This window comes from Pseudomonas sp. HP_14 (assembly GCF_055283875.1).
On sequence record NZ_JBTOQI010000022.1, the window covers coordinates 1 to 26,138 of the forward strand.

Consider the following 26,138-nt stretch of genomic DNA (forward strand, 5'->3'; position numbering starts at 1 on the left):
CGGGTGGGCGGTTATTGTGGTTTCTCCCCCGGGTCGCTCTCCCCGCGGGGGTTGGCTCGTCAGCTCCTACAGGGGGCGTGCTTGCTTCTCCATTCATTGAGCCAGATCAATTCCCCCTTCCTCGGCGCGCGCATGCTGTAAGCATTCTCCACGCGCAGGCGACCACGCCGAGGTTCCATCATGAGCAGCACCTTTTTCATTCCCGCCGTGAACATCATGGGCCTCGGCTGTCTCGATGAGGCCATGCAGGCGATCCGTAAGTACGGTTTTCTCAAAGCACTGATTGTCACCGACGCAGGTCTGGCCAAGGCTGGGCTGGCGGCCCACATCGCAGGTCTGCTGGTGGAGCAGGGCATTGACTCGGTGGTGTTCGACGGTGCGCAACCCAACCCGACGGTGAGCAATGTCGAGAGCGGCCTGGCTCTGTTGCGTGAGCGTGAATGCGACTTCGTGATCTCGCTAGGTGGCGGCTCGCCTCACGACTGCGCCAAAGGCATCGCCCTGTGTGCCACTAACGGTGGACACATCAGCGAATACGAAGGTGTGGACCGCTCGCAGAACCCGCAATTGCCGCTGATCGCCATCAATACAACGGCAGGCACTGCAAGTGAGATGACCCGCTTTTGCATCATCACTGACGAAGTGCGCCACGTAAAAATGGCCATTGTCGATCGCAACGTCACGCCACTGTTGTCAGTCAACGACCCGGCGATGATGGCCAAAATGCCCAAATCATTGACTGCTGCTACCGGCATGGACGCGCTGACGCACGCCATCGAAGCTTATGTCTCGACCGCCGCCACGCCGATCACCGATGCCTGTGCTCTGAAGGCTATGTCACTGATCGCCGGTTATCTGCGCCGTGCAGTGGACGATGGATCAGACATGGAGGCACGAGAAAACATGGCGTATGCCCAGTTCCTCGCAGGCATGGCGTTTAACAACGCATCTCTGGGTTTCGTGCATGCCATGGCTCACCAGCTCGGTGGTTTCTATGACTTGCCCCATGGCGTGTGCAATGCGGTATTGCTGCCTCATGTGCAGAGCTTTAATGCCGCAGTCTGCCCGGCGCGCCTGACGGATGTGGCGCATGCCATGGGGGCCGACATTCGCGGTCTGGCTCCGGAGGAGGGAGCCCGTGCCGCGATTTCCGCGATTCGTACGTTGGCGGGTTCCATCGATATTCCGCCGGGGCTGACCGCCTTGGGCGTGAAGGAAGAGGACTTCCCGGTCTTGGCAGCCAACGCGTTGAAAGACGCTTGTGGTCTGACCAACCCGCGTCCCGCTGATCAGGCGCAAATAGAAGACATCTTCCGCCGCGCACTGTAATTGGCGCCCCACTCATTGAGGCAGGACTGTTGATGAAAACCACCTCCAGCGCTATTTGCGAAGCAGCCGACGACCTCGCAGGTTTCGTCGGTTACCACCACAAGGCCCAGCGATACATCGTGCGTTTTAGCGAAGATTCGTTCGGTATGGATGTCAGCGATGAGGGCATTATTCCGGCCTGTGAATTCGTCTGGACGGCCGGGAAAGATGAACTCATGACCCTCAGTCGGGAGCGCCTTCAACTGCTTTTAGAGCAGAACATCGACGACCGCTTGCGCATCAGCGAGCCATTGCGGGTGTACATGCGACGTCTGGATTTGCCGGAGATAGTGGTGGAGCGGCGGGTGAGGGTTTAGAGCTAAATGCATCCTCAGGATTGGAATGCATTTCTGTAGGCGCTGCCGAAGGCTGCGATCAGTTATCGCTGACACAGCGCAATCGCAGCCTTCGGCAGCTCCTACAGTTCCAATGTTTCCGTGAGACTGCGCCGCGTCAGGGGCACGGTGCAGCTCATCCTCACATCTTGAAGCGTAGCGCCAGCTGATTCAGGCCCACCGCCAGTTGCGAAAGCTCGCTGCTGGCCGCCGAGGTCTGGTTGGCACCTGCCGATGTCTGCAATGACAGGTCTCGGATGCTGGTCAGGTTGCGGTCTACTTCGCGGGCGACTTGTGCTTGCTCTTCGGTGGCTGAGGCAATGCTCATGTTGCGTTCGTTGATCTGCACAATCGCCGCGGTGATTTCAGCCAGTGCCAGGCCTGCCGCTTCAGCGACATCAAGGCTCGCGCGTGCGCGTTCGCTGCTGTGGCCCATGGCGCTGACTGCTTTACCGGCACCGTCCTGAATCGAGGCGATCATTTTTTCGATCTCGGCGGTGGACTGCTGAGTACGGTGCGCCAGCGCGCGAACTTCGTCCGCTACTACCGCAAAGCCACGACCCGCTTCACCCGCGCGTGCCGCTTCAATCGCCGCGTTGAGTGCGAGCAGGTTGGTCTGGTCAGCAATACCGCGAATCACGTCCAGAACGCCGCTGATGCCTTGAACCTGCACGGCCAGGCCATCGATCTCGACCGCAGTCACGCCGACCGCCTGGTGCAGCTCATTGATCACACTCACGGTTTCGCCGACACGCTTGCTGCCGTTTTCTGCCGACTGGCTCGAATCACGCGCAGCTGTGGAAGCCAGCGAAGCGTTGCGTGCCACTTCTTCAACCGCCGCGCTCATCTGATTAATGGCTGTGGCAGCCTGATTGATTTCATCGTTCTGACGCTGCACACCACGCAACGAGTCCTCGGTAACGGCGGTCATCTCTTCGGAGGTCGATGCCAGTTGCGACGAGGAGTCGCCCAGTTCACCGAGTGTGCGGCGCAGGTTTTGTTGCATCACCGACAGCGCTTGCAGCAGTCGGCCCGGTTCGTCCTTGCCATCAATGTCGATTGGCTTGCTGAGATCGTTGGCGGCAATTTGCTGAGCAACCGCCAAGGCCTTGGCGATCGGCGCGGCGAGGCTACGGGTAAACAGCGCTGCCAGTGCAAGTGTCGCGGCCAGTGCGATCAGGATCGCGGCGATGGTGACATTACGGGATTGGGAGTAGGTCTGGTCAGCAGCGGCGCCAGATTCAGCCATCTTGAGGTTTGCCAAACGCGAAACCTCGGTGATGTCTTTACTCAATACTTCCGCTGAGAGGGTCATTTCTCCGGTCGAAATAGTCATCGCATTGATAACGTCTTCGCGTTTTTGTTCGACGGCATCCAGGAAGCGCGAGTGAACACCGAGGTAAGCCGACAGATGCTGCTCCATACCGGAGAATGCTTTCTGGCCAGCTTCAGTAACCAGCAAGGGTTTTAACTTGCGAACATCGGCTTCCAGGCTCGCGCGAGCCTGACTGATGCGTTCGAGCTGACGTTTGGCACCCTCAGCATTTTGCGCCGCCCGTAGACCCGTGTTGCCCAGGCGGATTGTCACCAGATCAGTTTTGATCTGTTCGATGGCTTGAATAGTAGGCAGTACGTTGTCCTGCAACGTCTCTCGTGACTCTTTCAAACCAGCGGACTGCTGCAAGGAGAACAGACCCAAGGCTGTAATCAATACGGCAAAAAAGCCAAAGCAAAGCAGCGACCGGGGGGCGATGTTGAGGTTTCTCAGGTTCATGCGAGGGGCCTGTCGGAAGGGAAAACGTTAGTAGCCTATCGACGTTAAACGGTTCAGCTTGAGGCCGCTTAGCTGATTATTTGGAAATATCCAGTAATGAGCTGAAAAAAATGATGAAAATCAATGTTGTGACGAAAACCGTTGAGATAGACGCTTCTCCATGTAACCAAGGCAATCTGATTTTTGAGTTACAGGCTGATATGTCTGCGTGATTGTTGCTTGGTGAGCATTAGCGTGATGCCGCTGTATGACAGCGGCAGTCTCGGGTCACGCGGCCTGTAACTGGTCCTGGGCATCCAGATAATCCGCAAGGTTGTGCAGATAAACCACAGGCTGACCTTTGCTGGAGCCGCCAAGTCGAGTGACTTTGAGGGCAATTGCGCCACTGCTGATTTTCCGCATCAGGTAGCGATCGCTCGATATGTGGGAGAAATACCGTTCCCGAACGGCGCTTAACGTCGGGCACGGTGTTGCGAATTCAGACCGCAGTTGGTTGAGTGTCTGGCTCATGCTGCATCACCTCCCCAAGGGTTGATTTCATCCGTACGTGTTAACGGTGCGTTGCTCTGTGAACGCTTTTTTTTCGGTGTGATGATCAGTAAAAGTCCGACTTGCTGCTGGATAGCGTGGATCGCAGCAGGATTCGAAGTGGCTGCCGGGTGCAGGTACACCTGGCAGCGAGGGTGATGCTGTGGTTTTTTCATGTCTCGTACTCGGTAATGATTGGGTACGAGATTAAATTAGCAATAGCTAAATAATTATACAATAGCATTTGCTAAATATTTCCATGGTGACCCTGTTTCTATTCTTTAGTCTTGAGCAGGAACATCCCAGAAGACGCGTACAGACCCGTCGTCCTGAAGGGTTGCGTACACGCCATCGGTCTCGGTAATGGCATCAATGATTTGATCCCAGTCCTCTTGAGCTTCGTCCGGCGCTTTGTAAACGAGCGCGGCATGCTCCTTACGAGCGGCCGGTGATGTGAGGATTTTCTGAATACGCGCCCCCAGCATTTCCAGTGATGTGGGGGGGACGAGCGCTCTGGGTTGCGTCTTGGACATGAGTTCCTCCTTGGTGTTATGTATATACATACAGTAATTATCGGGCGACCATACGGCAAGAGAAAAGGAGTACGTGTGTACTCTTTTTTGAATGGGGCATTAAAAAGCCCGCATCGGCGGGCTCGTTGCAGATCGCATTGAGGGCTACAGCTTTCGGGCGTTCCAGACGAGTAATACCCGCGCCTGAATATGGATTTTCTCAAGGTCAGCGCCATCGATCATGATCGGCGGATAAACCGGGTTGTCCGAAATCATACGCAGTGCTCCACCGGTCATTCTCTGTAGACGCTTGATGAACAGATCGCCGTCCAGGGTGAACACGTAAACCGCATCGGTTCGAATTTCGGTGATGCCTCGATCAACGAGCAGCGAGTCGCCGTCGCGAAAGGTACCTTCCATGCTGTCGCCATCGCCGGTGATGATCGCCAGGTTTTCGAGGCTTGAGTACGGCACGCCTTGAGTTTTCAGCCAGTCGAGATGCACCGTCATTTCACGGATGACTTCAACCTGATGTTCCGGGACCAGGCCGTAGCCCATCGAGGCCGCCACGTTCAGATGCGGGATGGTGATGAACCCCAAAGACTCCATGACTTTCCGGGTGTCAACGGGTGCTGCTGCTTTTGGCTTCGCTCGTTCCAGCAGGTCACCGCTGTCCGAAGGCTCTGGAGAGACCAGTGTGCCTGGGGCGAGATCGATCTTGCCCTCCAGGGTAGCAGCCGCTTTTTCCCCCAGTTTTCGATGGCCGTTCAATAACTGCGACAGATAAGAGGCGTCGAGGCCGAACTGGTTGGCGAAGTCTTTCTGGGTGAGGCCGGCCATAGCATGGCGAAGGGCTCTGAGACGTTGTTCGTAAATATCCATGGCTCAATCATCGCTTTGCGTTAGCAGACAGTAAATTACATTTTGCTATTGATGTAAATATTAGCGATTGCTAATCTTTTTGTTCATCCCACAGGTCCGCAACGATTTGCCTGGCTTCGGTCAGGTTGATTAATCACGCCTTGGGTTTTTCACGATGCCTGCTGTGCGGGTATTGAGTTGATGGAGAGCAACAGCAATGATCAAGGAAATCGAAAAGCTGATGGTGCATTGGGGCGAGCAAACCCGCGAGCAAGGTTTGGGTGGCGGTTTGGGCAGCCAGTTGGGGGCATTGATTGAATGGGGCGGGGCACCACCGCGCAGCACACCGGGCTCGCGCATTCTGGATGGTGGTGGCACAGGCATGGACACCATCGCCACGGCCATAGATCGTGCCGTCGCTCAGTTGCAGCGCACGCCGGGTCACGCGGCGTTGGCCAGACTCGCCACACAACGTTATTGCGAACTGGTGCCGGTGCGCGAGCAGATGCGCACCGCGGGGATTGCCGAAGGTGCTGACCGGACTTACCGCAACCGGGTACAGCGACTGCATGAGTTAGTGATGTCGATCGTGATGGCGAGTACGGGCAAGCGCGGCGCTCCGTCCAGCAGGTGATGCATGCACGACCTGATTTGAAATGCGTTTTGTGTAGGAGCCAACTTGTTGGCGAGACGTAGAACCTGCATCGTCAGATATTCCGTCTCGCCAACAAGTTGGCTCCTACAGGACATCCGTTTGGCAAGCTTCTCAAATGACTACTTGCAACCGTTCGTCGAGCTACTTTGTCGTGTTCTGGTCACATTCCTGTCGCGTTCCAGTCGCATCTGAACCACCCTGAAATCAGCACTTCCCATGCTTTCCGGCGGCAGGTACAAAGGCGGCACGATCTGAGATTTACGCCTGAGGCAGCAACGGCAGGCAGGCTTTTTCAGCCACATCATCAGGCCTTTAACAGGCAGTCACCCACCCCGCTTCGGCGGGGTTTCTTTTTCCCCTCGGGAATAGCAATGGAGTATGAGCATGGCCGAGCCAGCGAGCACGGCCGCATCTGTCGTGGTCGCTGGTGCGGCCGGTGCGGGTTTCGCAGGATTATTAACAGGCATTGATACGCTCGCCGCCATCGGCGCATTGGCGGGTGCATTGGTGTTCTTTACCACCACAGAAGAAATGCCGGTCTGGAAGCGGATGGTCTTTCTACTGGTGTCATTTGTAATGGGTTATTTGTTCGCCCCCGCTCTGGTGGATTTCGAGATCTGGGGGATTCGTCCTTTCAAGTATTCAGGGCCCGCAGCATTCGGGGCCTCCGTGCTGGTGGTCACTGTGGCGCTGGCAGCAATCAAACGGCGCGGCAGATTAGAGACCGGGCAGCCTGGAGGTCAGGATGGATAAGCCTTTGATTAGCGCACTGCTTACCCAGGTGACGTTCTGGTTGTGCATGGGCTTGTTCGTTCGGCTCTTTACGTTTCGCCGCAAAGGCGCACGGTTTCGCCGCAACATGAGCTGTCTGGCCTGGCTGGTCATGGTCAGCGCCGGCACGGTGATGGTTTATATCTGCAAAGGCATGCTGGTCATGCCCGTTCAGGCCTGGCCTCTGGTCATGATCCTGGCCGTATTTGTCGGCTCTGTTTATCAGAGCAACGGCAACCTGGCGCAAGTCTGGAAGATCGGACAGTGAGCTTGATGCCTGAGCGCCGTTAACTTCGCAGAGCCCTTATTCGTCGGGCTTCGCGAGCCACTTTTTATGAGTGCAGCAAAGCCCCCGTCCGCGGGGCTTTTGCGTTGCAGCGCAAACAAGATGGCGACTTCGGATTGAGCCGGGCGTGACCCGGCATAAATCAAAGGATTACGCAGATGTTGAAAGATTGCAGATGTGGAAAGTGCAAAAGACTTCTTGCCCGAGTGGGTGAGTACACCGAACTCCAGATCAAATGTTCCCGATGCGGGACGTTGAATCATGTGAGGGCCGAGAGCCCCGAGTCATCGCCTCTGAGCGACCCGCGTGCGGATAGTCAGCGCAACTGATCGATGTCCAAATTCATACCTTGAGGTGAAATATGAAACTGCACAAAACGCTTCTGTTGGTTACGGCCTTGTTGTCGTCCTTTGTTTCTGTAAATACCTGGGCCGCGGCTCAGTCTTGGAACCTGGCTCGTGATATGTATCTGATGAAGGAGAGTGCACCCGCTGGCTCTACCTGGGCATTCATGCAAAGTGCTGCAGGCGGAGGTTCGTCGGCGAACTACACTGCGATGCCTTCTTTTGCGGCAGATCAGTGCGGTGCCTCTCCCGCAACCTGCTGGCAGAACTCCGCCACGGGCGGCTGGATCGCAATTCCGAAAGCTGATTACGGCTTTTCGGGAAGTGGCGGCAGCTTCGTCTTCAAGCAAGGCGATGTCGCGTTGCACCCAGGCAACAGCACCCAGTCGATTATTCGATGGACGAGTCCAATTAATGGGTCGGTCAGTGTTCACGGCCGTGTGAATGATTTGCATACATCCTGCGGCAACGGCATTGCCTTGATCATCAAGTCTGGTGACTCTGAAATTAAGACTTACGACCTCCCCAATGGAGGTAGCGCCGTAGTAAGCGAGGATGCTATTCCGGTTACCACAGGTGCTCCTTTGTATTTCGTGTTCGACAATAAAGGCGACTACTCCTGCGACTCCACCAGTCTGGATCTGTTGATCACCAACTAACAACGATACGTCGTAGGCCTACGAGCAGCCCGGCGAAGACGTCGGGCTGCTGATTTAACGATTTCTCCCAACCCCTCGGAACCTCTGAGAGCCCCTATACATAGGGTCTGCTGAGCCACTTTTTACGACCACGACAAAGCCCCGTCCGCGGGGCTTTGTCATGTCTGGAGTTCTGAAACTGGAGTTCTGAGATGAACGTAACAACTTTGATTACACAGATAAGCGAGCGCTGTCCCGGTTTTCAGGGGCGGGTCGCCGGTGGTCTGCAATGGGACAGCGCCCGTACCGACGACCAGCTGGCGATGCCCGCAGCTTATGTCCTGACGGCGGGTGATACCGCACAGGAATCCACAACCAATGTGGTCCGGCACATCGTTCGTGAGCAATACCAGGTCAACGTGGCACTGGTGAACCGGGATCAATACGGCCAGGCCGCGACTCAGGAACTTCAGAGCATTCGCGTTCAGCTCTGGGCCGCTCTGGTGGGCTTTCAGCCTGAAGCTGAAGACGATCCCTTGCAGTACAGCGGCAGCTCAATGTTGCTGATTGACGATAACCGGGTGGTTTACCAGTTCCGCTTTTTCACCGAGTTCTTGCTGGGTCGCAGTGACCCGGCCGGGGCTCCAGAAACTTGGCAGGAGCAGCTCAACGATGGCCTGCCACTGCTTGAAGGAGTCGATATGGACATCGACTTCATTGACCCCATGGTCGATCAAAACCTGACAGATCGCGGCCCCGATGGCCGCTTCGAATTTCAAACCCGTGAGGATATACCCCAGTGAAACGAGTGCATGTGAAACCTGCCGAAGGCCGGGCTGTTCCGGATCCGGCCCGGGGCGGCGAACTGCTGCCCGCAGAGGGCTATGAAGTGCCGCTGACTGCCTACTGGCAGCGACGGATCAATGATGCAGACGTAATCGTGGGTACGGCTCCGAGCCTGCCCAAAGCGAAAGGGAGTGCCGCCAAATGACTGTAGGTTTTAGCCAGATTCCATCCGATCTTCGTGTACCACTGTTCTACGCCGAGCTTGATAACTCGATGGCCAACAGCGGTGCTTCCAGTCTGCGACGTCTGATCATCGGTCAGGTCAACGACGATGCAACCAGTGAAGACATCGGCCGCCTGGTGCTGGTCTCGCGCAGCACCGAAGCGCGCTCCATTGGCGGCGCCGGTTCGATGTTGTGGGCCATGCACGCCGCGCATCGCAAGATCGACGTAGCGGGCGAGGTCTGGTGCCTGCCACTCAAGATCGAGTCCGGCACCAACGCGCAAGGCAAGGTCACGCTGACCGGTACCGCCACGGCGGCCGGCCTGTTGAACCTGTACGTGGGCGGCGTGCGTGTGCGAGCCATCGTGCCTGAACTGGCCACGGCCGCTGAAGCAGCCACTGCGTTGCTGAGCGCTATCAATGCGGCCACCGATCTGCCGGTTACTGCCACCGCCGAAGCGGGCGTCGTGACGCTGGTCAGCAAGTTCAAAGGCGAGCTGGGCAACGATATCCAGTTGAGTTTCAACCGACTGGGTGCCGCCAATGGCGAGCAACTGCCAGCCGGTCTGGAAGTCGTTGTGGCTGCGCTGGCCGGTGGTGTGGGTACGCCGGAAATGGCCGCCGCGCTGGCCGCGCTCGGCGATGAACCGTTCGAGTTCATCAGCCAGCCATGGACCGACGCTGCAACGCTGGATTACTGGAAATCCACCATGGACTTCACCTCGGGACGCTGGTCCTGGGCGAAGCAGATCTACGGTCGGGTTTACAGCGCAAAACGCGGTACGTTGGGTGCCCTGGTGGCTGCGGGCAAGCTGCGCAATGACCCTTCGGTGTCCATCGGCGCCATGGAAAAAAGCATTCCGCAGCCGGTATGGGAAGTCGCTGCTCAGTTCAGTGCACGCACCGCCGTGTTCATCAGCGCCGACCCTGCATGCCCGACTCAGTCGGGTGAGTTGGGGGCCATCGAGCCTGCTGCGGTCAGTGACCGTTTCATGCTGGATGAATACCAGTCGTTGCTGGGCAGCGGCATCGCCACGTTCGAATATTCGGGCAGCGCGATGCGTATCCAGCGGGCGATCACCACGTATCAGCGTAACGCGTACAACCAGCCGGATGACTCGTACCTGGACAGCGAGCCGCTGCACCAGTCGGCGTATGTGCTGCGTTTCCTGCGCACCCGCATCACCAGCAAATACGGTCGCCACAAACTGGCGAACGACGGCACCAAGTTCGGCCCGGGCCAGCGCATGGTGACCCCGAAGGTGATTCGCGGTGAGTTGATCGCAGCTTATGGTGAGCTGGTGCGTCTGGGGATTGTCGAGAACATCGACGCCTTCAAGGACAACCTGATCGTTGAGCGCGACGCGACTAACCCGAATCGCCTGAACGTGCTGTATCCACCGGATCTGGTCAACCAACTGCGCGTGTTCGCGCTGTTGTATCAGTTCCGTCTGCAGTATTCCGACGCGGCCTGAGCCGCTTAATCAAACGTCATTCCAAGCCCGCCCTGTGCGGGCTTTTTTAGTGGAGATTCACATGGGTCAGAAAGTTGCGGGTACTTGCTACATCAAGGTCGACGGCGAACAGCTGGTTATCACGGGCGCGGTAGAAGTACCGATGTCCCGGGTCAAGCGTGAAACCGTTGTGGTCGGCTACTTCAAGGAAAACGAAGTCACGCCGTTCATCAAAGTTGACGCGATTCGTACCGTCGATTTCCCTCGGGCAAAAATCGAGACTGGCACCAACATGACGGTCACCGCCGAGTTCAATGACGGCACTACTTACGTGCTTAGCGGCGCGTACGCGGTGGATGACATGACCAGCTCCAGTGAGGACGGCAAGGTCAGCCTCAAATTCGAAGGCATCTCGGGGGACTGGCAGTGATGAGCAAAGAGACCTTTACCCTGGCCGTCGCCATCAAGGCACACGGTCAGGAACTCACTGAGCTGCACCTGCGTCGCCCGACGGCTGAAGAATGCCGGGCGATCAAGGTGCTGCCTTACACGCTTTCCGATTCGTCGATGCCGGTGGCGGATATCGAAGCAGCCTGCAAATACATCGCGGTGTGTGCAGCCATTCCGGCGGGGTCAGTCAACCAACTGGACCTGGCGGACCTGAACAGCCTGGTGTGGAAAATCATCGGTTTTTTCCTGCAGAGCGCTTCGCTGGCGTCGCCGACCTGATCGGCGTGGTGTACGACCTCGCTTACTTCTGGAGGTCGGACCCTGAGGTGCTCATGGGAAGACCTTTGGATGTAATTCTGGAAAGCGAGTGGCACGCCTTTCGAATACTCGAAGAGCAACGGGGGAATAATGGCTAACAAACTTCAAGTCGCGATGGTGGTCACTGGCATCGACCAGTTGTCGCTCCAGCTCAAAGGCGCGCAGAAAGAAGCATCGACCCTGAGTAAATCCTTGAGCGCCTTGGGCAACATTCCCTTCATGGATACTTTGACCGGCAAGGAGGGGCTGATGAAGCCCTTCATTGATGGCGCTAAAGCCGCTATTGCCTTTGAAAACTCCATGGTCAAGGTCAGGCGGGCGGTTGATTTTCAAACGCCCGAGCAGTTCAAGGCGATGAGCAAGGATGTGCTCGACCTGTCGGAAAAACTGCCGGTGTCCGCTGCGGGCATCGCGCAAGTGTTTGCGTTGGGTGGGAAATCGGGCATTGCCCGAGAGGAATTGAAAGCATTCGCCGAAGACGCTTTGAAGATGGGCATTGCTTTCGATCAGACCGGGGAACAGTCCGGTGCAATGATGGCGTCATGGCGCACAGACTTCAAACTGAACCAGACTGAAGCCATGGCCCTGGCCGACCAGATTACTCAGTTGGGCCGGGCCGGGGGCGTGGACGCGGGGAAAGTTTCCCGGATCGTCACCGCCGCAGGTTCGTCCGGATTGAGTTCGGGGCAAGCCGCCGCAATGGGCGCTGTTTTCGCCAAGGGCGGCGCTTCCGAAGAGGCGGCCGCGAGCAGCATGCGCAATTTTGCGCAAACACTGAACGCCGGCACTCTCGCAACCGAGGGCCAGAAGCAGGCGTTCAAGGCGATGGGGCTGGACGCGCAAGCGGTGTCTGAAGGCATGTCCGCAGATGCTGAAGGCACGATCAGTAATGTGCTGACCAAGCTGAATGCGCTGGAGAAAGGCAAGCAGGGCGCGATGCTGACGCAGTTGTTTGGTGATCAATCGGCTGCTCCGCTGCTGACTGATCTCGACACGCTGTCGCGTAATTTCCAGCTGGTCGGCAACAGTCAGCAGTATGCGGGATCGGTACAGGAGGCTTATGCCGCCACCGCGGAGACAACCGCCAGTCGGCTGCAGGTGATGGATAACCGCACAACGCGTTTGGGGATTGCCATCGGTTCAGCGCTGTTGCCGCCGGTCAACGATTTCCTCGGCACGATCGGGCCATTGATCAGCAAGGTTTCAGAGTTTACCGAGGCGAACCCCGGGCTGGTCAGAAGCATCGCCGGGGCGGCAGCGGGCTTTACGCTCCTGCGTTTGGCGGTGGTCGCGGCGACGGTGGCCAGCACCTTTATGAGCGCTGTTATTGGTAATAATCCTGTGGGGCTCATCGTTCGTGGGATTGCTCTGGCAGCAGGCTTGTTGATTGCCAATTGGTCATCGGTTGCTGCGTTTTTCAAGGCGGTCTGGGCGACGATTCAGGCGGCAGCAATGATGGCCTGGGAAGGGATAAAGACGATTTTTTCCTGGTCGCCGTTGGGCGCAATCATCGAGAACTGGGAGCCATTGAAAGGTTTTTTCAGTGCGCTGTGGGATGTGGTCAAGGCAGTAACGTCCCCATTCATGAACTACCTCAGTGGCATTTTTGACTGGCCACCCGTGGCTAAGGTTATCGAAATGTGGGGGCCTGTCGCTGAGACGTTCGGGACGATCTGGAATGGGGTGACGGAACTCACATCAACGTTTACCGGTTTTCTGGCCAGCGTCTTTGACTGGTCTCCGTTGGAGATGATCAAACAGCGCTGGGAACCGGTAGTCACCTGGGTTAAAGAGCTTTGGGGGGAAGTGAAAACCATCTTCGAACCCATGATGGCGTTGTTTGGCGGCGGCTTGATCAAGGGCGCCACCGATGAAATGAGTCAGTTTGCCGCCGATCAGCGCAAGGCAAACATAGGCGTCGGCGGTGGCACCGGACAGTTTTTAATGACCAACGCTGCCCAGGCGGTCCGCGACGAACAGGCACAGCGCAATCTCACTCAGGGCGGTGCATCAGCCGCTTCACTGTTGCGTTCACCTGAGCAAGGCGGTGCGCCCGGCAGCCTGATCATGGCCGGATCACTCAATCAGCAGGCAGCGGCCAACAACCGTATGAACCTGCAGGGCGCGTTGACCGTGCAGTTCCAGAACGCGCCGCCGGGCACCACCGTTGGCGAGGCTCAAACCAATCAGCCGGGCTTCTCGATATCGCAAAGGGGCGTTCGCAGCCTCTCGCAGCAGTAGCCTCTCGAAATAAAGGACAGCGACATGAGCAAGACTTGGCGGGATGACCTGCAGTCTGCTTCGTTCCGTGGTGTCGGCTTTTGGGTCGACAGTGACAGTACGGTAGTGGGGCGGCGTACGCAGTTGCATGAATATCCCCAGCGTGATCGGCCTTTGGTCGAAGACATGGGGCGCAAAACCCGGGCGATAACCTTCGAGGCTTTTGTCATCGGAGACGACTGCTTTGTGCAGCGTGACAACCTGTTGCACGCACTCGATCAGCCCGGATCAGGGGAGTTGATTCACCCTTGGTTCGGGCGCATGACCGTGACTGCGACTGAGGGCTGTCAGGTCAAACAGGCGCGGGCCGAAGGCGGGATCGCGAGGTTTTCCCTGTCGTTCGTGGAGGCTGGTGAAAAGGGCTACCCGGTGGGCGTGGCCAATACCGCCAGGCTGCTGGAAATGGAGAACGAAAGTTTTCTGGATTCGGCATTGGCCCGATACAAGAGCGCGATGGCACTGGTCAACAAAGCGCAAATCAGCATGACGGCGCTACAAAACGGTGTCGCCGGGGTGCAGTTGGCTATTCAGCGCGAGTTCAGTCAGTTGACCGGTTTTGTCAGTTCGGCGGCTTCGCTGGCCGACACCCTGGCTAACTTTCCGGAAAACCTGTCGACGATGCTGGGGGCGCAATTCTCCAGCATGACTGGCGAGTTTGATCGCTTCAAAAGCTCGCAACGCCAGGCCATGACCAAGGTGGAAACGGTGCTTGGGCTGGTGAGTCCGGCAACGGCTGCGGGAGGTGTCGCCACGGTCGCAACCGTCACCGCTACGCGTGAGTTGGTGCGTGATGTGGTGCTGGCCGATGCCCTGCGTCTGGCCTCGGCCATGCCGGTGGTTGCAGCGCCTGCGGCGTTGCCGGGGGTACCCAGCCTCGAACAGCAGGTTGCAACGCCCGTGGCGCGTCCCGAAGTACCGGTGGCGGCCGACATCATGCAACTGCGTGATGCTCTCGGCGATGCTCTTTGGCAAGCGGCGCTGCTCGCTGGTCACGAGCACTTCGAGCGCATTGAAGCGGTTCGCAAACGTATGAGGGAGCACCTGACCGCCGTTGCGCGTTCAGGGGTAAACCTCGTTGATGTGACGCCCAAAGAATCGGTACCCGCTGTGGTGCTGGCCTTCAGGCAATTTGCCGACGCCACACGCGGCGATGAAATCGTCGCGCGTAACAGCATTTCTCACCCAGGCTTCTTGCCAGCGGCGACCCTTCAAGTCGCTCAGGAGTAACCCATGGACGCGCAAAACGTCGTCACGCTCAGCGTTGATGGCACGGATTACCGTGGCTGGAAAACAGTCAGCATCTCTGCCGGTATTGAGCAGCAGGCGCGGACGTTTACCTTGGGCGTGTCCTGGCGCTGGCCGGGCAAGGACATGGAAGTTGAGGTCAAGCAAGGCGCCCGTTGTGAAGTTCGCATTGGCGCGGATCTTGTGCTGACGGGGCACGTTTATTCGACCCCGGTCAGCTACGACGCCAATAGCGTGACCCGCTCGATTGCCGGGCGGTCGCTGACGGCGGATCTGGTGGATTGCGCGGTAACAGGGGATGTTTCTCAGTGGAATAAACAGAGCGTGCAGGACATTGTTCAAGCGCTGGCCGAACCCTATGGGATCAAGGTGCTCAGTGAGGTGGCACAGACTGCCAAGCTCGAAAGTCACCACAGTACCCCTGGCGAAACGGTGTTCGAGTCCATCGACAAATTGCTCACGCTTTCCCGGTTGTTTTCCACTGATGACGGCGAGGGGCATTTAGTGATTGTTGCTCCCGGTAGCAGCGGTCGGGCGGTTGACCGCCTGGAACTCGGGAAAAATATTCTTACTGGCTCTGCGCAGTTGGACTATTCCGGGGTGTTCTCTCAATACCGTGTAACGGGGCAGCGCAAACGGGAGGACAAAGAACCCGCCAGTGCAGCAGCACAGGTCGAGGCCTTTGCCTTCGACGACACGCCACCACGCAAGCGGCTCAAGCACATTCATGAGCAGAACCAGTTGACCCAGACACTCGCTCAATCTCGCGCCGACTGGGAGCGCGCCAGCCGCAAGGGCAAGGCGTTGACCCGCACCTACAAGATTCAGGGGTGGCGGCAATCGAATGGCGATCTCTGGCGGGAAAACATGATCGTGCGCATCGTCGATCATTTGATCGGTGATGACCAGGAAATGCTGATCAGCCAGATCCAGTACAACCTCGGGGAAAGCGGCACCACCGCAGACCTCACGGTCGCGCCCATCGAAGCGTTTCTACCTGAGCCCAAAAAGCTTGAGTAACGCCACGTAAACCATCGCTCATCCATTTTTATTACCTACTGGAAGCCTTCGACATGAGAGAGCTGCTGAACACGCTCGTCCGCGGAGTCGTCAATCTGGTCAACCCGGCCGGGGCGATTCAGTCCCTGCAAATGACCCTGACCGCAAACGAAGTGAAGGACGGTCTCGAACACTTCGAGCCCTATGGCTACACCTCCAATCCGCATCCCGGCGCGGAGGGCCTGACCGCTTTTATCGGGGGCGACCGATCGCACGGCGTGGTGATCTGTGTTTCGGACCGGCGCTTTCGCCTGACCGGTCTGAAGAACGGCGAAGTGGCGCTGCATACCGATGAAGGGGATTTCCTGCACTTCAAACGCAATCGGGTCATCGAGTTGCAGACCCTGACGTTGCAGATCAATGCCGCCGAATCCGTGGATCTGAACACCACAAACTTCAGTGTGAAGGCGAGCGGTGGAGTGACTTTCGACACACCGCTGATCAGCACCACCGGGCGCATCGAGTCGTCGGGCGATCAGGTCGCTGCGGGCGTCAGCCTGGTCACGCATGTGCATGAAGGTTCGGACAAAAAACCAGTGCCAGGAGGCTAGCCATGACCGTGATCAATGAAGCAACCACAGAACAGGCCTGGCGCCGCGCGGCAATCATCAGCCTGCTGACATGGCGGCGGGCCGGGGTGGACGACAAGCTGGACGACCCGGAGCGTTACGGCTGGTGGGGCGACAGTTTTCCCACGGTCACCGACGACCAGATCGGCTCGCGGTTGTACCTGCTGCGTCGCCGCACGCTTACCGCGCAAACCGAACGCGATGCCCAGGATTACGCCCGTGAAGCACTGCAATGGATGCTCGATGACGGCCGGGTTTCGGCCGTCCTGATCGACATCACACGCGGTGCCGAGCGGCTCGACATGCGGGTGAGGCTGGCCTTGACGGGCGGCGCCACGGTGGAAATTTATCTCGATAATTTATGGTTGGTGATCAATGCCGTTTAAAACTCCCTCACTACCCGAACTGATCAGCCGTGCTCGCAGTGATCTGGCCGGTTCAAGTGCGCTGCTGCGCTCTGACGCCGAGGTCCTTGCACGGATCAATGGTGCCGCCTCATATGGTCGCTATGGGCATCAACACTACATCGCCGCACAGATCCTGCCCGACACCGCCGATGAAGAAAATCTGCTGCGCATGGCACTACTGCGGCTCAGGCGCAGCTATTTGCCCGCAGTGAGTTCAGCCGGTACGGCCAGCTTCACCGGAGTGGTGGGTGCGGTGCTGGATGCCGGGACATTGCTGCAACGTGAAGGTGATGGTGCGCTGTTCAAGGTGTCGCTGTCGGTCACGCTCACGGCGTTGAGCGGCTCGGTGAAACTGGAAGCCGTGGTGCCAGGCATTCTGGGTAACACGTCGTCGGCGACTCGCTTGACCACGGTTTCGCCGGTGGTCGGTGTCGCCAATACCTTCGTGGTGCTTGAACCCGGAATTACCGGTGGCACGGAGCAGGAAAGCCTCGAGGCGCTGCGGGCCAAGGTCATGCGCTCGTATGCGGTGGTGCCTCACGGCGGCAATCAAAGTGACTACGTGACCTGGGCGCTGGAAGTGCCCGGCGTGACGCGGGCCTGGGTGCGCAGGCACTGGATGGGACCAGGCACGGTCGGCGTGTTCGTGGTACGCGATGGCGACATTGACCCGATACCCAACGCCGAACAACTGCGGCGCGTCTACGACTACATCGAATCGATGCGGCCAGTGACGGCAGAAGTGCGGGTGTTCGCGCCGGTCGAGCTGCCGATTCAGTACGAAATCAAACTGACCCCGGACAGCGGAGCGATTCGGGCAGCCGTGGAAGACGCGCTGATCGACCTGCACAGCCGCGAGGCCGATCTCGGCGTTGTATTGCTCGGTAGCCATATCGCCGAAGCGATCAGCGGAGCGGCTGGCGAAAAGGATCACACCCTGTTCGCGCCACTTGGCAACGTGCAACCAGACGCCAACGAGCTGCCGACCTTTGGAGGCATCTTATGGCGATAAGAACAGCCGCTGCGTATTACGCGCAGCTCAAGGCTCTGCTGCCTCCCGGCCCCGCCTGGGATGCAGAGCGGGTTCCGGAAATTCATCAGTTGCTCGAAGCCGGGTCCCAGGAACTGGCCCGCGAAGATGTGCGCTTGGCTGACCTGTTGGGTGAGAGCGATCCAAACCACGTGCGTGAACTGGTCCCCGACTGGGAGCGAGTGATGGGTCTCCCTGACCCGTGTCTGGGGGTGAACCCCACCTTCGAAGACCGGCAACTGGCCGTCCGCCGTCGCCTGACAGAAGTCGGCGGGCAAAACCCGGCGTTCTTCGTGCAGTTGGCGATATCGGTGGGCTATCCACACGCGAAAGTCATCGAGTACCGCACACCGCGCTTTGGCAATGCGCGCTTCGGCAAGTCACGTTTCGGCACCTGGTCAGCGCAGTACATGTGGACCCTGAGCACCGGACCACGGCTGCGACTGGGGCGGCGTTTTGCGGTCTCCCACTGGGGCGAGCGTTTCGGAGTGAACTCCAGCAGCGCGTTCGAATGCGTCATCCGCCGCGCAGTCCCTGCGCATGCACATGAGTTTTTAAATTACGGGGTAAATGAATAATGGATTTTCCAAAAAACGTGCCCAACGTCGGGCTGGTTGACGGCCGATTCGTCGACGAAAGCAATGTGACCGGTCAGGTCGGCTCGTTGATCACGGCGGACTGGGGCAATGCCATGACGTCGGAGATTATCAACGTCATTGAGGCGGCGGAGTTGGTGCCAGAGGAGGGTAATGACGCTCAGTTGCTGGACGCTCTTAACAGAATCGTCACCCGCACCATACCGGCGGCAATGCCCACGGCAACTGAGACGGACTCAGGCGCCGTCAAGCTTGCCAGTGTAGAAGAGGCTCAGACAGGGACCAACAAACAAAAGGCCGTCACCCCGTTTGGAGTGCATCAAGCCATTGATAAAAAAGCGCTGACAGCTGCGACTGTACGTAAGGTATCCGCCTCCAAAACCTTGCTGGCTTCCGATTTGGGGTTGGTAATTATTGATGCTGCTGTAGCGACTGTGAGCTTGACACTACCTGCTTCAAGCCCTGCGTTGGGAGTCCGGGATGTCATCCTGCGCCGAGCGGACAACACGGATAATCGGCTCAGTGTTGTCGCGAGTGGTGATGACAAAATCAAGCTGCACACCCATCTCAACGCTGCCGGTTATCCATTTTTGGTGCTGATGGGGGCTGGGGACTGGTGGCATCTGCGCAGTGATGGTGCTGGTGGTTGGTGGCCGGTCGGGCGCAGTGACTCTACTCCGTTGGGTAGAGTGGTCTTCGATACCAGCGTGGCCTCACCGCCCGGAGGATATGGAGCTATCTCCGGGCTTATGTTCGTACGCTCGGAGTGGCCATGGCTGTGGGATCACGCTCAGCAGTCGGGGATGCTGACCACCGAAGCCGCTCGTGTGGGTATGGAGGGTGGCTGGACCAGCGGGGATGGTGTTGCAACTTTCCGTGGTCCTGAGGCGCGAGGAGAGTTTTTTAGGGTCTTTGACGATGCACGTGCTGTCGATATTTCCCGTGTTGCTGGCTCGTCCCAGGCCGCCAGTGAGGTGTTGACGGGTAGTGGAGAGGGGCGGTCTGCCGATGTCAGGAACTATGACAAACGTACCGCTGTTTCAAGTGGCCGTCTTACGGGCTCCGAAACTTCCTCTGCGCATCACTGGGACGCCATCAGGCCGCGAAATATTGCCTATCCTGGCCGGATTAAATTGATCTGAGCATTTCGAACACAGCCAGTTATTTCAGGGGGGGGCGTCACGTTTTATTAGCCATGTGACGCGCTTGGTTATCAGGATGGTTGTATCGCGTCTTCGTGCAAATTATCGGGTAGAAAATAATGGATTTTCCAAAAAGCATGCCAGACATAGGGCTGGTTAATGGTCAGTTTGTGGATGAAGATATTACGACTGGCCAAGCAGGTACTTATATCCCCAGTTCTTGGGGCAATGCGGTAACTCAGGAGATTCTCAATGTTATTGAGTCTGCCGAACTTGAACCGAGGGAGGGTCAAAATAATCAGCTAGCGCTGGCTATTGAGCAATTGATTACGGATAACCTGGCAGGCGCTGCGACAGAAGAAAAGTCGGGTATCGCGAACATTGCAACGCAGACGCAAGTGGATACCGGAACGGACGACTCAACCATCGTCACCCCGAAAAAACTGGCAGAGAAAGCGAGCGTCGGCATCAAGGGCAGCTTCTCGAACCTTCGAATATCTACGACGGGCGTGAGTGCGCTCATTACTATCACTGCTGATCGTTTGGTGGTGGAGGGGCCCCATCTGACAATGCGTACGTTGAGCGATATTTCGCTGTCATGCAACCTTATGGCTGTGGGCTTAAACGGCTTGGATACCGGCGTATCGGCTGGATCAACATGGTACTTCGTTCACGTTATCCACAATCCTGTGACGCGTGCCATCGCCTCTCTTGTATCGCTTGGCAAATCGGCCCCGGCACTTCCAGCGGGCTTCACTCATGCTGCTCGTGTGGGAGCTATTCGAACTGATGCATCGGCGAACAAGTACCCTCTTTCAATTAGTCAGTTTGGTAACAAGGTGCGCTATGAATTGGTGGCAGCTTCTAACGTAGTGGCCTATCCAACAGTTGCCTCTGGCACGGCAAGTGTAGCGGTAGCGGCGTCGTTGAGTAGTTTTGTTCCTGAAACGGCTTGTCGCGCATCTTTAGTGGCTGGCACGACCACCGGGTATATTGGTTTTGCTCCGACAGGGACGTCCATCGCAACGCCAGGGAACGGATACTTAAGCCCTGCGCAGCTAAATGGCTTTCCCTATGTAGGTGGTTATAACGTGTCGGGACCAGTTCCTACTGCATCCGGCGATATCAACCTTAAAACAATGAGCGTTATGTATTGCTCATCTTCGTCTGTCGGAATTTTGCAGTGCATGGGCTGGGAGGACAATTTATGAGTGGCTATGCGGTTAGAAAAGATGGGCTTGGGTTTCGTGCTGTAGACGGTCCTGAGTTTAGTGTAGGTACTGAGTCTGAAATTTTCCCTGATGTTGAGACGGAAATTTACTCGGAGGCGCTGCCTTCGTTGGCGCAATTATCTGCAGATGTGATGTTGAGTCAAGCGCAGGCGAAAGTCAGCGAGTTACTAGGTGTGGCGGCGTTACGAATTGCTCCTCTTCAGGACGCGGTGGACTTGGGTTTGGCAACGGACAGAGAAGTCGAAAATTTGAAGGTGTGGAAGTTATACCGCGTTAACGTTCTTAGGGTGGTTGATTTAGCGGGATATCCTCAGTCTATCGAATGGCCGGTGTTGCCGAATGTTTAAGACTTGGCGCTGCCCTTGTCAGTGCCCCTCGATTTAAATTAAGCGCTTTTAAATCGTTAGCCTAGGGAACAACGCCTCTCGTACCCTCGTTTTAGTCTTGTCTTGTGTTGCACTTTTTGTAAGAGAAGCCATTAGTTAGCGAATGGCTTCCCCCGATATGTATGCCCTCACTTATAAGCGGCGAGGGTGTAATTTTTCGCCCGGAGAAATCCATGACCGCAACTAACAAAGACCACGACACCCTCGCCCGCACGCTCTGGGGCGAGGCTCGTGGTGAGGGGATGGCGGGGATGATTGCTGTCGGCTGGACCATCCGTAACCGGGTGGAAATGGACCTGCACAACGATGGCAAACCTGACTGGTGGGGGGAGGGCTATGTGGCTGTGTGCCGGGCCCCGTATCAGTTCAGTTGCTGGAACCGCAACGATCCCAATTATCCGTTCATGAGTGGCACGAAACCCATTCCTGTCGCGCAATTCGCGCTGGCTTTGCAGGCGGCTTCGGCCGTCATGGCGGGCGAGCAATCTGATCCAACCGGTGGCGCGACTCATTACTACGCCACCAGCATGCCCAAGGCTCCGGCCTGGGCATCGATGGCCCAGCGGACACTCAAGCTGGGTCGTCACATTTTCTTCAGGGACGTGCCGTGAGCGCGTTCTTGAAATGGATGCCAGCGTGGAGTTGGCTGGTTCTGGGGCTGCTGTTATCGAGCAGTTATCTCGCCCTGCGTCTGCACGATGTAAAGGCGGATCGCGACCTGATTTCTCTTGAGCGTGATGCCGAACAGGCAAAGCTCCGCCAGCTCACCGCTGCCAATGAATCACGCAAAAAGACCCAGAAGCTGCTGCTCGATCTGGACACCCGACATACTCAGGAACAGGCCCTCGCCGATGAAAAAAATGCTGCCATGCTCACTGCTGTCGCTACTGGCGCTCAGCGGGTGTACGTCAACGCCCGTTGCCCCGCAGTGCGAACCTCCGCCAGCACCGCCCGCCAGCCTGATGAAGAAAGTCGAGCCCAACTTGACCCAGCGGTTGCAGAAAGAATTCTCCATACCGGGGTCGACGGGGATGACGCCATCCGTCAATTGAGTGCATTGCAGGAGTATGTCGAGAGGGTGTGTCTGGGGCAGAGCAGATAGAGAAGGACGTAGATTGCTGTCGTGTAGCAATGATTGAACTGTAGGCGCTCACCGAGGTTACGAGGCCAGCGATCGCGACTTGTCTGACACTCCGCTATCGCTGGCCTCGTAACCTCGGTGAGCTCCTACAGGATTGGGTTCAACCCAAAAAACATCAGCCCTTGATGAACGCCAACAGATCCTCGTTGATCACTTCCGGGTGGGTCGTGCACATGCCGTGCGGATAGCCTTTATAGACTTTCAACGTGCCGTTCTTGACCAGTTTGATGGACAGTTCGGCGGAGTCTGCGATCGGCACGATCTGGTCATCATCGCCATGCAGGATCAGCACCGGTACGGTGATCTTTTTCAGGTCTTCGGTGAAGTCGGTTTCCGAAAAGGCTTTGATGCAGTCGTAATGGGCTTTGGCGCCGCCCATCATGCCCTGACGCCACCAGTTGTCTTTGGTGCCTTCGGAGACTTTGGCGCCTTCGCGGTTGTAACCGTAGAACGGGATCGGCACTTCTTTGTAGAACTGCGCCCGGTTGGCTGCCAGTGCTGCGCGGAAGCCGTCGAACACGCTCATTGGCAGGCCGCCTGGGTTGTTGGCAGTTTTGAGCATGATCGGTGGCACTGCGCCGATGAGTACGGCTTTGGCTACGCGGCCAGCACCGTGCTGCGCGACATAACGAGCGACTTCACCACCGCCAGTGGAGTGGCCGATGTGCACGGCGTCTTTGAGCTTCAGGTGAGTCACCAACGCTGCCACGTCAGCGGCGTAAGTGTCCATATCGTTGCCGGTGGCGGTCTGGGTCGAGCGGCCATGACCGCGACGGTCGTGAGCGATTACCCGGTAGCCTTTGGACACGAAGAACAGCATCTGCGCGTCCCAGTCATCGGAACTGAGCGGCCAGCCATGGTGGAAAACGATCGGTTGGCCCGTGCCCCAATCCTTGTAGAAAATCTCAGTGCCGTCGCTGGTAGTGAAACTTGTCATGTCGTTATGTCCTTTTCCGGTAGGGGCGTTAGTTGCCGCTTGAGCAACGTTGCTGCCAATGGCCATTGCCGAGAGTGAGCCTGCAGCCAGCGCAGTGGCGCCAACCTTGAGAACTTGTCTGCGTGAACTCGTCGGGGTATTTGGGGGGGTATTGCTCTCTGACATAAAACCTCCAGCTCTCGGCTGGGCACGAGAGGCTGACTCAAGACGTTAGCTCAATCCATGAGCGGGGGTTGCAGCAACCGACGATTGCGCAACAGGCATCAGGGCCTGGTACTTAACTTGGGTAGTTGCAGCTTTTTAAGTGATAAACCGGAACGCAAAAATACAGTCCGAGTTGAACCCGAAATCAACAACACCGATGTAACGGATGTGCTGTTGTCTGAGCAAAACTATACGGCGCTAAGCGAGAAAGAATAACGAGGCAGGAACTGACTGATTGTCGCTCTGGTGTTGACAGTGGAGGCGCATTAGGCAGATTGAAATGTACAGACGCTGTTGGCGCTCACGAGCAGCGTAAGGCCGCGGCGGCGGAATTGCAGGCGAGGTGAGCTCAGCTCCCGGGCTTGCTCCGCGACAGCGTCACTGCGGCCATTGCTCCAGCAGCATCGCCACAAACTTCTCTGCCGCCGGAGACAGCGAAGCCCCGCGCCTCGATACCAGACCAAGGGTCCTGTCGACCACCGGCTCAACCAGTGGCACGCTCACCAATGTCGGATGGCCTTCGGCCGGCATTGCCAGGCTTGGCATGGCTGAAATGCCCAAACCTGCTTCGACCATCCCCAATGAGGTCGACAAATGCTGCACCTCATAAAACCATTTGGGCCGCCAGCTCAAACCCGCCAATGCATGGTCAAGAATCATCCGGTTGCCACTCAGACGGCCCACACCAATAAGGCGATATTCGCTGAGTTCGATCCAAGACACAGACTCGCGTTTTGCCAGTTCGTGATCACGTCGGCAGGCGAGGACGAAGGGCTCTTTGACCAGTGGCACAAACTCGATATCCGGGTGTTGTCCACTCATCATGTTGATGCCGAAATCGGCTTCCCCGCGTAGTACTGCTTCCAGGCCTTCGTTGGCACTGAGGTCCAATAAGCGGATGCGGATCTTTGGATAACGTTCGTTGTACAGGCGAATCACTGAAGGCAAAAAGTAGAACGCTGCGGTGGGGATGCAAGCGAGCGTCACCTGACCAATCTGCCGTTCTGCCAATTCTCGAATGTTCAGAATCGAGTCTTCAAAATCGTCGAGCAGGCGTCGCGCCTTCGGGAAAAAGTCACGGCCTACGCTGGTCAGACTGACCCTGCGCGTAGTGCGGTCCAGCAATGAAGTTCCTAATCCCTGTTCAAGCTTCTTTATGCGTCGAGTCAACGCTGGTTGAGAAATGTGCAGTACTTCAGCAGCTTCATGAAAGCTACCCAGTTCGGCGATTTTCACGAACGATCGAATATCTTGCAGCTCATATTCCACTTTTATTCTCCTGTAGGTGGTTGGTAATGGGCGTTTGTCAGGTTAATTTATTATTTACCAAAGTGGAATAATCGCTACGATCTTTGCATTGGATAAGCGAAAACATCCGTGGGACTCTTGCTTTCAACACATCAATGACCCCAATTGATCAACAAGAGTCTGCACATATGCAACCGATTCCCTGCGTCCTGATGCGCGGCGGCACCTCCAAGGGGCCGGTTTTTCTTGCCAGTGATTTACCTGTTTCGACTGCGGAACGTGATGAGCTTTTGCTGGCGCTGATGGGCTCCGGCCATGAGCTGGAGATCGACGGCATCGGCGGCGGTAGCCCACAAACCAGCAAGGTAGCGATTGTCAGCCCTTCGACCCACGAAGACGCCGATGTGGATTACCTGTTCGTGCAAGTCATGGTGTCCCAGCGCCGTGTCGATACCGCGCCCAACTGCGGCAACATGCTCTGTGCTGTTGGTCCGTTTGCAGTGGAGCAAGGTTTGGTCAAAGCCAGGGGCGATGTCACCCAGGTGCGAATTCGTAACCTCAACACCGGCACGTTTGTTTGCGCTGACGTCAACACGCCTGGTGGCCAGGTCAGCTACGAGGGCCAGACCAGCATCGATGGTGTGCCAGGCTCGGCGGCACCGGTACAACTGACGTTTCTTGATGCGGCGGGTAGCAAGACCGGCAAACTTTTCCCCACGGGTCAGCAGACTGACATCCTTGATGGCGTGTCGGTGACCTGCATCGACATGGCGATGCCGATGGTCATCATCGAAGCCTCGCTGCTGGGTAAACGCGGTGACGAGACACCGGCGGAGCTGGACGCTGACAAGGAGTTCCTGCGCAAACTCGAAGCCTTGCGTCTGCGCGCAGGTATGGCGATGGGGCTGGGCGATGTCAGCGATAAAGTGATCCCCAAACCCGTACTGGTTTCGAAACCCGATGCGGGCGGGACCCTCAAGGTTCGCTACTTCATGCCGCATAACTGTCATAAGGCGTTGGCCATTACCGGTTCGATCGGTCTGGCTACTGCGTGCGTCAGTGATGGAACCGTTGTCGCCAGGTTGCTAGGCCTGGAGGCTGATTCATCGCGCTTGCAGCAGGTCCGGATCGAGCATCCCAGTGGTTCGATTCAGGTGGCCCTGACTTATGTCGGCGAGAACGGACAAACGATTCGAGCCTCTGTGATCCGGACCGCGCGCCGGCTTTTTTCCGGTGAAGTTTATGCGCCTGCCGTGCAACGGTTGGCTGGCTAAAAGTTTTGCAGTGACACCTACTCCAATCGATCGCCATTCGAGCAGATCGGGTATCGTTCAGACGGTTCCCGGCAAGCCCGGCTGC

Annotated in this window: 32 protein-coding genes; 25 read left to right on the forward strand and 7 right to left on the reverse strand. The window is 57.2% G+C overall.

Features of this window, described 5'->3' with window-relative positions:
- Positions 1 to 180 precede the first annotated feature (180 nt).
- Both yiaY and ACYASS_RS14660 read left to right on the forward strand, forming a co-directional pair.
- A complete protein-coding gene (gene yiaY, locus ACYASS_RS14655) occupies positions 181 to 1,329 on the forward strand; it encodes an L-threonine dehydrogenase (protein WP_463586658.1) in 1,149 nt (382 codons plus the stop codon).
- A 32-nt stretch (positions 1,330 to 1,361) separates the two neighbouring features.
- Complete coding sequence (locus ACYASS_RS14660) at positions 1,362 to 1,685, forward strand: DUF2025 family protein (protein ID WP_243246405.1); 324 nt, start codon at positions 1,362 to 1,364, stop codon at positions 1,683 to 1,685.
- A gap of 160 nt (positions 1,686 to 1,845) precedes the next feature.
- On the opposite strand, the gene ACYASS_RS14665 is transcribed toward ACYASS_RS14660, so the two are convergent.
- The 5 genes from ACYASS_RS14665 to ACYASS_RS14685 all read right to left on the reverse strand — a co-directional run bounded on the left by ACYASS_RS14665 (position 1,846) and on the right by ACYASS_RS14685 (position 5,399).
- Positions 1,846 to 3,477, reverse strand: coding sequence for a methyl-accepting chemotaxis protein (locus ACYASS_RS14665; protein WP_463586659.1), 1,632 nt, complete (start codon positions 3,475 to 3,477; stop codon positions 1,846 to 1,848).
- Between the two features lie 267 nt (positions 3,478 to 3,744).
- Positions 3,745 to 3,987, reverse strand: a complete 243-nt coding sequence (locus tag ACYASS_RS14670; RefSeq protein WP_099268585.1) for a pyocin activator PrtN family protein — start codon at positions 3,985 to 3,987, stop codon at positions 3,745 to 3,747.
- Positions 3,984 to 4,181: a hypothetical protein gene (locus ACYASS_RS14675; RefSeq protein ID WP_463586660.1), complete on the reverse strand. Its 198-nt coding sequence runs from the start codon at positions 4,179 to 4,181 to the stop codon at positions 3,984 to 3,986. Before ACYASS_RS14675 ends, ACYASS_RS14670 begins: the two co-directional genes overlap by 4 nt.
- A gap of 105 nt (positions 4,182 to 4,286) precedes the next feature.
- A complete protein-coding gene (locus tag ACYASS_RS14680) occupies positions 4,287 to 4,538 on the reverse strand; it encodes a DUF1654 domain-containing protein (RefSeq protein ID WP_463586661.1) in 252 nt (83 codons plus the stop codon).
- A 144-nt stretch (positions 4,539 to 4,682) separates the two neighbouring features.
- Positions 4,683 to 5,399, reverse strand: coding sequence for an XRE family transcriptional regulator (locus ACYASS_RS14685; RefSeq protein ID WP_243246384.1), 717 nt, complete (start codon positions 5,397 to 5,399; stop codon positions 4,683 to 4,685).
- Between the two features lie 196 nt (positions 5,400 to 5,595).
- On the opposite strand from ACYASS_RS14685, the gene ACYASS_RS14690 reads away from it, so the two are divergent.
- The 22 genes from ACYASS_RS14690 (at position 5,596) to ACYASS_RS14795 (ending at position 22,351) form a co-directional block, all read left to right on the forward strand.
- The gene (locus ACYASS_RS14690; RefSeq protein WP_463586662.1) at positions 5,596 to 6,012 is read left to right on the forward strand and encodes a hypothetical protein; all 417 of its coding nucleotides are present in this window, start codon (positions 5,596 to 5,598) and stop codon (positions 6,010 to 6,012) included.
- A 405-nt stretch (positions 6,013 to 6,417) separates the two neighbouring features.
- Positions 6,418 to 6,786 (forward strand): putative holin, encoded by a 369-nt coding sequence (locus tag ACYASS_RS14695; protein ID WP_122665491.1) that lies wholly within the window; start codon positions 6,418 to 6,420, stop codon positions 6,784 to 6,786.
- Positions 6,779 to 7,072 (forward strand): phage holin family protein, encoded by a 294-nt coding sequence (locus ACYASS_RS14700; RefSeq protein ID WP_238599512.1) that lies wholly within the window; start codon positions 6,779 to 6,781, stop codon positions 7,070 to 7,072. Before ACYASS_RS14695 ends, ACYASS_RS14700 begins: the two co-directional genes overlap by 8 nt.
- A 176-nt stretch (positions 7,073 to 7,248) precedes the next feature.
- Positions 7,249 to 7,419, forward strand: a complete 171-nt coding sequence (locus tag ACYASS_RS14705; protein ID WP_463586663.1) for a Com family DNA-binding transcriptional regulator — start codon at positions 7,249 to 7,251, stop codon at positions 7,417 to 7,419.
- A 32-nt stretch (positions 7,420 to 7,451) separates the two neighbouring features.
- Positions 7,452 to 8,093: a hypothetical protein gene (locus ACYASS_RS14710; protein WP_463586664.1), complete on the forward strand. Its 642-nt coding sequence runs from the start codon at positions 7,452 to 7,454 to the stop codon at positions 8,091 to 8,093.
- A 191-nt stretch (positions 8,094 to 8,284) separates the two neighbouring features.
- Entirely contained in the window at positions 8,285 to 8,875 is a 591-nt protein-coding gene (locus ACYASS_RS14715; RefSeq protein ID WP_463586665.1) for a phage tail terminator protein, read from the forward strand.
- The gene (locus ACYASS_RS14720) at positions 8,872 to 9,063 is read left to right on the forward strand and encodes a DUF2635 domain-containing protein (RefSeq protein WP_463586666.1); all 192 of its coding nucleotides are present in this window, start codon (positions 8,872 to 8,874) and stop codon (positions 9,061 to 9,063) included. The genes ACYASS_RS14715 and ACYASS_RS14720 overlap by 4 nt, the downstream gene beginning before the upstream one ends.
- The gene (locus ACYASS_RS14725; protein WP_463586667.1) at positions 9,060 to 10,556 is read left to right on the forward strand and encodes a phage tail sheath C-terminal domain-containing protein; all 1,497 of its coding nucleotides are present in this window, start codon (positions 9,060 to 9,062) and stop codon (positions 10,554 to 10,556) included. Before ACYASS_RS14720 ends, ACYASS_RS14725 begins: the two co-directional genes overlap by 4 nt.
- Positions 10,557 to 10,617: 61 nt before the next feature.
- A complete protein-coding gene (locus ACYASS_RS14730; protein ID WP_243246360.1) occupies positions 10,618 to 10,965 on the forward strand; it encodes a phage tail tube protein in 348 nt (115 codons plus the stop codon).
- Entirely contained in the window at positions 10,965 to 11,264 is a 300-nt protein-coding gene (locus ACYASS_RS14735) for a phage tail assembly protein (RefSeq protein WP_463586668.1), read from the forward strand. Before ACYASS_RS14730 ends, ACYASS_RS14735 begins: the two co-directional genes overlap by 1 nt.
- Positions 11,265 to 11,393: 129 nt before the next feature.
- Positions 11,394 to 13,544 carry a phage tail tape measure protein gene (locus ACYASS_RS14740; RefSeq protein ID WP_463586669.1) on the forward strand — a complete coding sequence of 717 codons (2,151 nt, stop codon included), beginning with the start codon at positions 11,394 to 11,396 and terminating at the stop codon, positions 13,542 to 13,544.
- Between the two features lie 24 nt (positions 13,545 to 13,568).
- On the forward strand, positions 13,569 to 14,810 hold the full coding sequence (locus tag ACYASS_RS14745) for a DNA circularization protein (RefSeq protein WP_463586670.1): 1,242 nt from the start codon (positions 13,569 to 13,571) through the stop codon (positions 14,808 to 14,810).
- Positions 14,811 to 14,813: 3 nt separating this feature from the next.
- Positions 14,814 to 15,848, forward strand: a complete 1,035-nt coding sequence (locus ACYASS_RS14750; protein ID WP_463586671.1) for a phage baseplate assembly protein — start codon at positions 14,814 to 14,816, stop codon at positions 15,846 to 15,848.
- A 53-nt stretch (positions 15,849 to 15,901) separates the two neighbouring features.
- A complete protein-coding gene (locus tag ACYASS_RS14755; RefSeq protein WP_463586672.1) occupies positions 15,902 to 16,438 on the forward strand; it encodes a phage baseplate assembly protein V in 537 nt (178 codons plus the stop codon).
- A gap of 8 nt (positions 16,439 to 16,446) precedes the next feature.
- A complete protein-coding gene (locus ACYASS_RS14760; RefSeq protein WP_430735949.1) occupies positions 16,447 to 16,842 on the forward strand; it encodes a phage GP46 family protein in 396 nt (131 codons plus the stop codon).
- Positions 16,832 to 17,875 carry a baseplate J/gp47 family protein gene (locus tag ACYASS_RS14765; RefSeq protein WP_463586673.1) on the forward strand — a complete coding sequence of 348 codons (1,044 nt, stop codon included), beginning with the start codon at positions 16,832 to 16,834 and terminating at the stop codon, positions 17,873 to 17,875. Before ACYASS_RS14760 ends, ACYASS_RS14765 begins: the two co-directional genes overlap by 11 nt.
- A complete protein-coding gene (locus ACYASS_RS14770; protein WP_463586674.1) occupies positions 17,866 to 18,471 on the forward strand; it encodes a YmfQ family protein in 606 nt (201 codons plus the stop codon). The genes ACYASS_RS14765 and ACYASS_RS14770 overlap by 10 nt, the downstream gene beginning before the upstream one ends.
- Positions 18,471 to 19,631 carry a phage tail protein gene (locus ACYASS_RS14775; RefSeq protein ID WP_463586675.1) on the forward strand — a complete coding sequence of 387 codons (1,161 nt, stop codon included), beginning with the start codon at positions 18,471 to 18,473 and terminating at the stop codon, positions 19,629 to 19,631. Before ACYASS_RS14770 ends, ACYASS_RS14775 begins: the two co-directional genes overlap by 1 nt.
- Before the next feature lie 119 nt (positions 19,632 to 19,750).
- Positions 19,751 to 20,842, forward strand: a complete 1,092-nt coding sequence (locus ACYASS_RS14780) for a hypothetical protein (protein ID WP_463586676.1) — start codon at positions 19,751 to 19,753, stop codon at positions 20,840 to 20,842.
- Positions 20,839 to 21,210 carry a tail fiber assembly protein gene (locus ACYASS_RS14785; protein WP_463586677.1) on the forward strand — a complete coding sequence of 124 codons (372 nt, stop codon included), beginning with the start codon at positions 20,839 to 20,841 and terminating at the stop codon, positions 21,208 to 21,210. The genes ACYASS_RS14780 and ACYASS_RS14785 overlap by 4 nt, the downstream gene beginning before the upstream one ends.
- A gap of 212 nt (positions 21,211 to 21,422) precedes the next feature.
- The gene (locus ACYASS_RS14790) at positions 21,423 to 21,860 is read left to right on the forward strand and encodes a cell wall hydrolase (protein ID WP_463586678.1); all 438 of its coding nucleotides are present in this window, start codon (positions 21,423 to 21,425) and stop codon (positions 21,858 to 21,860) included.
- A complete protein-coding gene (locus ACYASS_RS14795) occupies positions 21,857 to 22,351 on the forward strand; it encodes a lysis system i-spanin subunit Rz (protein ID WP_463586679.1) in 495 nt (164 codons plus the stop codon). Before ACYASS_RS14790 ends, ACYASS_RS14795 begins: the two co-directional genes overlap by 4 nt.
- Positions 22,352 to 22,505: 154 nt before the next feature.
- On the opposite strand, the gene ACYASS_RS14800 is transcribed toward ACYASS_RS14795, so the two are convergent.
- Together ACYASS_RS14800 and ACYASS_RS14805 are read right to left on the reverse strand one after the other, a co-directional pair.
- On the reverse strand, positions 22,506 to 23,327 hold the full coding sequence (locus tag ACYASS_RS14800) for an alpha/beta fold hydrolase (protein ID WP_122665470.1): 822 nt from the start codon (positions 23,325 to 23,327) through the stop codon (positions 22,506 to 22,508).
- 582 nt (positions 23,328 to 23,909) lie between these two features.
- Positions 23,910 to 24,800: a LysR family transcriptional regulator gene (locus ACYASS_RS14805; RefSeq protein WP_463586680.1), complete on the reverse strand. Its 891-nt coding sequence runs from the start codon at positions 24,798 to 24,800 to the stop codon at positions 23,910 to 23,912.
- 167 nt (positions 24,801 to 24,967) lie between these two features.
- On the opposite strand from ACYASS_RS14805, the gene ACYASS_RS14810 reads away from it, so the two are divergent.
- Positions 24,968 to 26,053, forward strand: a complete 1,086-nt coding sequence (locus ACYASS_RS14810) for a 4-oxalomesaconate tautomerase (protein ID WP_463586681.1) — start codon at positions 24,968 to 24,970, stop codon at positions 26,051 to 26,053.
- Positions 26,054 to 26,138 lie beyond the last annotated feature (85 nt).